The organism is Streptomyces sp. NPDC029138 (genome assembly GCF_055564375.1).
The window spans coordinates 71,729-78,683 of the sequence record NZ_JBVHWM010000045.1 but is presented as its reverse complement, the minus strand read 5'-3'; the positions used below and the strand labels follow the sequence as shown (position 1 = coordinate 78,683).

Sequence of the window (6,955 nt, the reverse complement as noted above, 5' to 3'; positions counted from 1 at the left end):
CCCCCCCCCCCCCCCCCCCCCCCCCCCCCCCCCCCCCCCCCCCCCCCCCCCCCCCCCCCCCCCCCCCCCCCCCCCCCCCCCCCCCCCCCCCCCCAGGCTCCGGGCATCAGGTCCCCGACTGAGCCGGCGACGGCGACAGGGCCACCACGGCCTCGCTCGTGTACGCCAGGAAGGTCAGGGTTTCCTCGAAGTACAGGGTGACACTGGTCGCGTCGTGCGACAGATAGCCGATGGACACGTCCTGGCCCAGCCGCAGTTCGAAGTCACCGCCGCGCGTCGAGAGCAGGAAGGCACCGTCGATGGCGGGCGCCCAGACGATGTCGCCGTCGAGGAGCCGGGCGAGGTGCTTGATGACCGGGTAGCCGTGGTCGGAGGTCTCGCTGACGGCCGTGTACGCCTCGGCGCTCAGCGCCAGGGTGTAGGCGCCGTCCACGCCGGCCAGCCGCAGGGCCGTCACCGCCTGGCTGATGGCGTCCGGGTAGTCCCGCACGTCGGCGGGGAGCGTCAGCGCGGGATTGGAGGAACTCGCCCGCAGCCCGGCGATCCCGGCCGCCGGGTAGCCCTCGAACACGGCGCGGTCCTCGGCGAACGCCAGCCGGCGCGCCGCGTCCTTCACGGGCTGCCAGTCGGCGTCCTTGGCGCCCCGGGCGACGTCGTCCACCTGCCGGCGGTCCACGGTGAACGGCACGCGCAGTTCGACCAGCGGCTGGAAGCGGCGGGTGTGGGCGATGACCCCGTCCGCGGGCGCGTCGACGGCGTCCAGGTGACCGGTGCCCACTCCGGCGAGCGTGGCCCCGCCCGGTTCGGGGACGTCGACGATACGGCGGGCCGCGACATGGCGCTTGAAGGTGCGGCGGGCCTCCTCCTCGAGATCGGCCCACGCGGCACCGGAGATGGGCGCGAGTTCACGGTGCAGATTGTTCATCGGTCGAGCTCCGCTTCATGCTGCCGATCCCGAGGGAGGACCCCGGGGACCGGACGTGGCTGTCGGTCGGTGTGACGGCGGTGGGGGGCCCTGCTGCCGGCGGCTCGGGCAGGTCTTCGAGGAAGTCCGCGGTGGGTGTGAAGAAGAGCGACCCGGTGACCGGGGTGGAGAAGTCCAGAATCCGGTCGTGGGACGCGGTCGGCGTGCCGAGGAACATCCGCTCCAGCATCGTCTCCGTCACCTCGGGGGTGCGGGCGTAGCCGATGAAGTAGGTGCCGAACTCCCCCCGGCCCGCCGCGCCGAAGGGCATGTTGTCGCGCAGGATCTCGTGCTCGGTGCCGTCCGGGTCGGTGACGGTGGTGAGGGCAACGTGCGAGTCGGCCGGTTTGACGTCGTCGGCGAGTTCCACGTCGGACAGCTTGCGCCGGCCGATCACCCGCTCCTGCGCCTCGACGGGCAGGGCCTCCCAGGCATCGAGGTCGTGCAGGTACTTCTGTACGACGACGTAGCTGCCGCCCGCGAACGGCGGGTCCTCGTCACCGACGAGGACGGCCGTGCGCGCCGCGGCACCCGTCGGGTTCTCCGTGCCGTCCACGAAGCCGAGCAGATCCCGTTCGTCGAAGTACTTGAAGCCCTGCACCTCGTCCTGGACCGTCACCGCTCCGCGCAGCCGGCTCATGATCTCCGTGGCGAGCGCGAAGCACAGGTCGAGCCGCGCGGCCCGGATGTGGAAGAGCAGGTCGCCGGGGGTGGCCACGGCTCGGTGCACCGGGCCCTTCAGTTCGCGGAAGGGGTGCAGCAGGGCCGGGCGCGGCCCGGCGAACAGGCGGTCCCAGGCGTGTGAGCCGATGCTGGTGACACAGCTCAGTCTGCCCTCGGGCTGGGCGCGGAAGCCCACGGCCCGCTCCAGGGAGCCGACGTCGGACAGCAGCTCACGGACCGTGGTCTCGCCGCCGCTGTCGATGGTGACGACCAGGAAGATCGCCGCGCTGGTCAGCGGGGAGAGAACCATCTGGGGTACTGGTTCGGGAACGTCGTGGGCCATGAGTCATACCCTTCCCAGCCGAGCGGCGGCAGACGAGTGCGTGGAGCAGCCTCACTCTAGGGCGAACCGGTCGCCGTCGCGACAGATGCAACCGACCAGGGCATATAACGTGAGCCACTAGTGACTTCAGGTGTGTGCCGGTGGTGACTGATCAGGTGTTCTCCTCTTGTAGGGTGGGCCCAGCCGTCAGCTCACTCCGCGAAGGCAGTCATGCGTATCGGATTCGCACTCCCCCAGTTCCACCGTCAGGCGTTCGAGATCGCTCGGGTCGCGGAGTTCGCGCGGGAGGTGGAGCGCGCCGGGGCCGCCAGTCTCTGGGTCGGGGACCGCAATCTGGCCGCGGTGCGGCCCCGCGTCGGCTATGGCGGGCAGGGCACCACCATTCCGCCGGAGCTGAACCCCGCCGCCGACCCCTTCGTTCTCCTCGGAGTGGCCGCCGCCGCGACCGAACGGGTGCTCCTCGGTTCCCATGTGCTCATCGCGCCCCTGTATCCGCCGGTGCAGCTGGCCCGGGCGCTGACCACCATCGACCTGATCAGCGGCGGCCGCTTGCTGCCCGGCTTCGGGATCGGCTGGTCGCCGGAGGAGTACGAGGCAGCGGGGCGGGACTTCAGCCGGCGCGGAGCCCTGCTGGACGAGCTGCTCGACGCACTCGAAGCCGTGTGGACCGAGGACCCCGCCGAGTACTCCGGGTCGCTGCTGTCGGTACCGCGGCACCACGCACCGCTCAAGCCCGCCCGTCTCCCGCGTCCCCCGGTGTATCTGGGGGCACTCTCCGAACGGGCGCTGCGCCGGGTCGCGCGGCGCGCGGACGGGTGGCTGCCGCTGTGTGTGGTGCCGGACTATGTCGACATCGGCGGCCTGGCCGCCCAGCGCGCGCTGCTCGACGAGTGGGCCCGTGCCGCCGGGCGCGAACCGGGTGACATCGGCACCGTGCTGCGCGTCAACGTCTCCGCGGGCACGGGCGTGCGGGCGGTGGCGGAGGCGATCCGCTCGGTGCACGACGCGACGGGCATTGAGCACTTCATGGTGGACACGATGTATCAGGCGGACACGGTGGAGGAGTCCGTCGCGTACGCGCGCGAGCTGCTCGCGCTGGTGCCCGCCGAGTAAAAAGCGCGCAATTTCCCCGCGGCGGGCACGAAGAATTCCTCGCTATTCTCCCGGTGTGGATCATGCTTGGAACACGCCATTTGAACGGTCTGGGTATACGCGGCACGTACACCTACACAGGATGATGTGACGTTTAATGTGTCAACCCAGCAAGTAACCTTAGTCAAATGCAAAGCGTCAACCCGCTGGGTGAGTTCATACGAGCTCGCCGAGCTGCCACTTCGCCCAAGCAAGTGGGGCTGCCGGACGAGGGCCCCCGCCGCACCGTGGGGCTGCGGCGCCATGAGGTGGCCATGCTGGCCGGCGTGAGCGAGGGCTACTACGCGCGCCTGGAGCAGGGCCGGGAAAGACACCCTTCCGATCAGGTCCTCAACGCGCTGACCCGGGTCTTCGGACTCGATGCGGAGGCGGCCGAGCATCTGCACAAGCTGGCGCGGCAGGGACTGCGCAAGCGCGGTAGCGGTTGCTCCCCGGCCGACGACCGCGTGGCCGCCCACCTGGTGCGGCTGATCGACTCCTGGGGGACTCCGGCGGTGATCCTCGGGCCGCGGTTCGACATCCTGGCCGCCAACGACCCGGCGAAGACCCTTCTCTGTGTCATGGGCGCGGAGACCAACCTGCTCCGGTTCGTCTTCCTGGACCCGGCGGCCCGGCGGTTCTACCGGGACTGGGAGGAGATCGCCTGGACCTGTGTGGCGGGTCTGCGGGCGGCGGCCTCACTGGACGCGGAGGACCGCGCTCTGCACGCCCTGGTCGGTCAACTGTCGACGCACAGTGAGCAGTTCACTCAGCTGTGGGCCAAGTACGACGTCCGTGCCAAGACCCACCAGACCCAACGGCTGCTGCACCCGCGGGCCGGTGAGCTGACGCTGACCTACCAGACGTTCACCGTCAACGGCTCCCCCGGCCACCAGCTCGGCACCTACCAGGCCGAACCGGATTCACCGAGCGAGGCCGCGTTGCGCCGGCTCATCTCCACCGCCGCCCGCCCGGACCCGGCGGGCGAGGAGATCCCGGAGCCGGAAGGCGGGCGGGGCACCGGCGAGCGCTGAGTCACCGCCGTACGGGACGCGTGTTCACCCGTCCCGGGCCGGCCCGCGCCCGGACGCCTCGGCTCTGGCCCGCTTCACCCGGGCCCGGTCCAGGGCGGCACCGACGGCCCCGGAGAACGTGTCCGCGCGGCGAGCCTCCAGACCCACGACGAAGAAGAACGTCATCAGGCCGCTGTCGACCCAGCCGCGCGCGGTCAGCAGCAGCTCGTGTCCGCCGACGCGCACCGACACCGGCGTGTTCCGGAACGCCTCGTATCCGTACAGGTCGGCATTGGCCCAGGCCAGGGCCGTGGCGACGGCGAGCAGCAGGACCGACGCGCCGGCCGTCTCGGTGCGCGGGAACTCGCGCAGCGAGGTGGTCTCGGCCCGGGTCCCGCCGCTCACGGTGTCTCGTGCGAGGCGGGGTCCGCGATGTCGGCGCGGCCCATGACCCGGAACAGCAGGACCAGGGACGGCAGGATGAGGAGGCCCGCGGCGCAGGCGACGCCGACGAGGACGGCGAGGGTGGCGTGCGGTGCCGCCGCGTCCTGGACCGGCAGGTGGGTGCCGAGGAGGTAGGGGTACTGGGACACGCCCCAGCCGCTGACGATGAGGGCGACGGCCGCCGCGGCGGTCGCGCGCAGGCCACGGGTCCGCTCGGCGCGCAGCAGGGCCAGGCCCAGCAGGCCGCAGAGCGCCGCGAGCAGGGCGAGCGGCAGCGCGCGGTGGCTGAGCTGGTGGAACAGCCGTGGGCTGTCCGCCCGCAGCACGAAGACGCCCGCGATGCTGACGGCGCCGGTGACGGCGCCCGCCGCGAGGGCGCGGTCGCGGAAGTACCGGAACAGGTGCGGGTCCTCGTGCCGCCGGGCGGCCACCGTCAGGTAGGTGGCCGCCAGGTAGGCGCAGGCCAGCACGGCGAGCACGCCGCCCAGGGCGCTGGTCGGGTTCAGCCAGCTGGTGACGGGGTCCCCGTCGCCCCGGGCGGGCACGCGCCCGGACGCCAGGGCGCCGGCGATGGAACCGAAGCAGTAGGGCGTCAGCACGGAGGAGAACGCGAAGGCGGCGCCGTACACGCGCTGTTCGGGGGTGCGGATCGAGGCTTTCCGGAAGGCGAAGCCCGCTCCGCGCAGCACGATGCCGAGCGCGGCGATTCCCAGCGGGAGGTAGAGGGTGGAGGTGAGCGCGGCGAACGCCGTGGGGAAGCCGCTCCACAGCATGACCAGGCAGTAGATCAGCCAGGTGTGGTTCGCCTCCCAGACGGGGGCGAGGGAGTCGTCGATCAGATGGCGGGCTTCCCGGCCGCGCCGGGCCCCGCCCGCGATGAGATCCCAGAACCCCGCCCCGAAGTCGGCCCCGCCCAGGACGCAGTAGGCGATCACTCCGATGAAGAGGAAGACCGCGACCAGATCCGGCATGTCAGGACGCCTTTCCCGTGGCGGTCCCGGCGGGGCGTTCGGGACCGTAGGGCACGGACACGGCCTCGTCGCCCTGCTGTCGCCAGCGCCGTGTCATGGACCGCAGCACCCACAGGGCGGCGGCGCCGACGGCCAGGTAGAGCAGGAGGACGGCGCCGAAGAAGGGCCACAGGTTGCCCCGGGTGGCCACGGCGTCCCGGGTCAGCAGATGGCCGACGACGATCCAGGGCTGGCGGCCGACCTCGGTGACCACCCAGCCGCTCTCCAGGCAGAGGATCGCCACGATCCCGCACAGGGAGGCCGCCCGCAGGAACCAGCGGTTGGTCGCGAGTGTGTGCCGGCGGCGCCACCACAGCCAGGCGAACCAGAGGGCGACGGCGAGCATGAGGAAGGACGTGCCGACCATGATGTCGAACGCCCAGTGCACGATGTTCGCCTGCGCGTCGGTAGGCCGGACGTGGGCCGGGACGGCCTCCAGTCCCTTGATGGTGGTCGAGGGCTTGAAGCCGGCCAGCAGGGAAGCCATGTCGGGGATCTTGATGCCGTAGCGCACCTTCCCGTCGACCAGTACGCCGCCCAGGGTCTCGGGGACGTGGGAGCCGGTCCTGGGCAGCAGTTCGATGGCCGCGAACTTCGCCGGTTCGTCGTCGAAGACCTGTCGGGCGATGGTGTCGCCGACGATGATCTGCACCGGCAGCGCGCAGGCCGCGGTGACGAATCCGGTGAGGAAGCCGACCCGGTGGTAGCGGTCGCGCCTGCCGCGCAGCATGCCCACCGCGTAGACGCCGGCCACGACGAAGCCGGCGACGATGTACGCGGCGATGAGCATGTGCCAGAACTCCAGCCAGAAGGCGTCGTTGAAGAACACCTCGGCGGGCCGGACGGCGACCACCTTGCCGTGTTCGACGGTGATGCCGCCGGGCTGGTTCATCCAGGCGTTGGCGGCGACGACCGAGGCGGTTCCGCCGACGCCGGCCAGGGAGACGGGCACGCCGGTCCAGAAGTGCGCCCAGGGCGGCATCCGGTCCCAGCCGTAGATGTAGAGGGCCACGAAGATGGCCTCGAGGAAGAAGAACAGGCCCTCGATCGCGAAGGGGAAGCCGAAGGCGGAGCCGTAGTCGCCCATCAGGCGGGGCCACAGGATGCCCAGTTCGAAGGAGAGGACGGTCCCGGTGATGGCGCCGACCGCGAACAGCACGGCGGCCACCTTCGACCAGCGGCGGGCGAGCAGCAGCGCCTCGGCGTCGCCCTTGCGCAGCCCTCGGTAGTGGGCGATGAGCATGAGGGTGGTCAGGGCGACGCCGAACGGCACGAGGATGATGTGGAACCCGAGGGTGAAGGCCATCTGCTCCCGCGCGGGCAGCAGTTGCGCGGGGTCCGCGGCGGCCAGGGCGGGCAGGTGGGCGAGCGCGCCGGCTGTCGTCAT

The 6,955-nt window shown here is 71.6% G+C and carries 7 protein-coding genes; 2 read left to right on the top strand and 5 right to left on the bottom strand.

Annotation, left to right across the window (positions count from 1 at the left end):
• Positions 1-106: 106 nt before the first annotated feature.
• Complete coding sequence (locus ACZ4WH_RS29150) at positions 107-925, bottom strand: family 1 encapsulin nanocompartment shell protein (RefSeq protein ID WP_468186063.1); 819 nt, start codon at positions 923-925, stop codon at positions 107-109.
• Positions 906-1,970, bottom strand: a complete 1,065-nt coding sequence (locus ACZ4WH_RS29145) for a Dyp-type peroxidase (protein WP_468186060.1) — start codon at positions 1,968-1,970, stop codon at positions 906-908. The genes ACZ4WH_RS29150 and ACZ4WH_RS29145 overlap by 20 nt, the downstream gene beginning before the upstream one ends.
• Positions 1,971-2,180: 210 nt before the next feature.
• Between ACZ4WH_RS29145 and ACZ4WH_RS29140 the strand changes: the two genes are divergently transcribed.
• Both ACZ4WH_RS29140 and ACZ4WH_RS29135 read left to right on the top strand, forming a co-directional pair.
• The gene (locus ACZ4WH_RS29140; RefSeq protein ID WP_468186057.1) at positions 2,181-3,083 is read left to right on the top strand and encodes a TIGR03619 family F420-dependent LLM class oxidoreductase; all 903 of its coding nucleotides are present in this window, start codon (positions 2,181-2,183) and stop codon (positions 3,081-3,083) included.
• 167 nt (positions 3,084-3,250) lie between these two features.
• Positions 3,251-4,135, top strand: coding sequence for a helix-turn-helix transcriptional regulator (locus ACZ4WH_RS29135; RefSeq protein ID WP_468186054.1), 885 nt, complete (start codon positions 3,251-3,253; stop codon positions 4,133-4,135).
• Positions 4,136-4,159: 24 nt separating this feature from the next.
• Here ACZ4WH_RS29135 and ACZ4WH_RS29130 read toward each other — a convergent pair whose 3' ends face one another.
• Genes ACZ4WH_RS29130 through ACZ4WH_RS29120 form a run of 3 tightly spaced genes read right to left on the bottom strand, consistent with a single transcriptional unit; the run spans position 4,160 to position 6,955 of the window.
• Positions 4,160-4,519: a Na+/H+ antiporter NhaA gene (locus ACZ4WH_RS29130; RefSeq protein ID WP_468186051.1), complete on the bottom strand. Its 360-nt coding sequence runs from the start codon at positions 4,517-4,519 to the stop codon at positions 4,160-4,162.
• On the bottom strand, positions 4,516-5,529 hold the full coding sequence (locus ACZ4WH_RS29125; RefSeq protein ID WP_468186048.1) for a cytochrome d ubiquinol oxidase subunit II: 1,014 nt from the start codon (positions 5,527-5,529) through the stop codon (positions 4,516-4,518). The genes ACZ4WH_RS29130 and ACZ4WH_RS29125 overlap by 4 nt, the downstream gene beginning before the upstream one ends.
• A 1-nt stretch (position 5,530) precedes the next feature.
• A complete protein-coding gene (locus ACZ4WH_RS29120; protein ID WP_468186046.1) occupies positions 5,531-6,955 on the bottom strand; it encodes a cytochrome ubiquinol oxidase subunit I in 1,425 nt (474 codons plus the stop codon).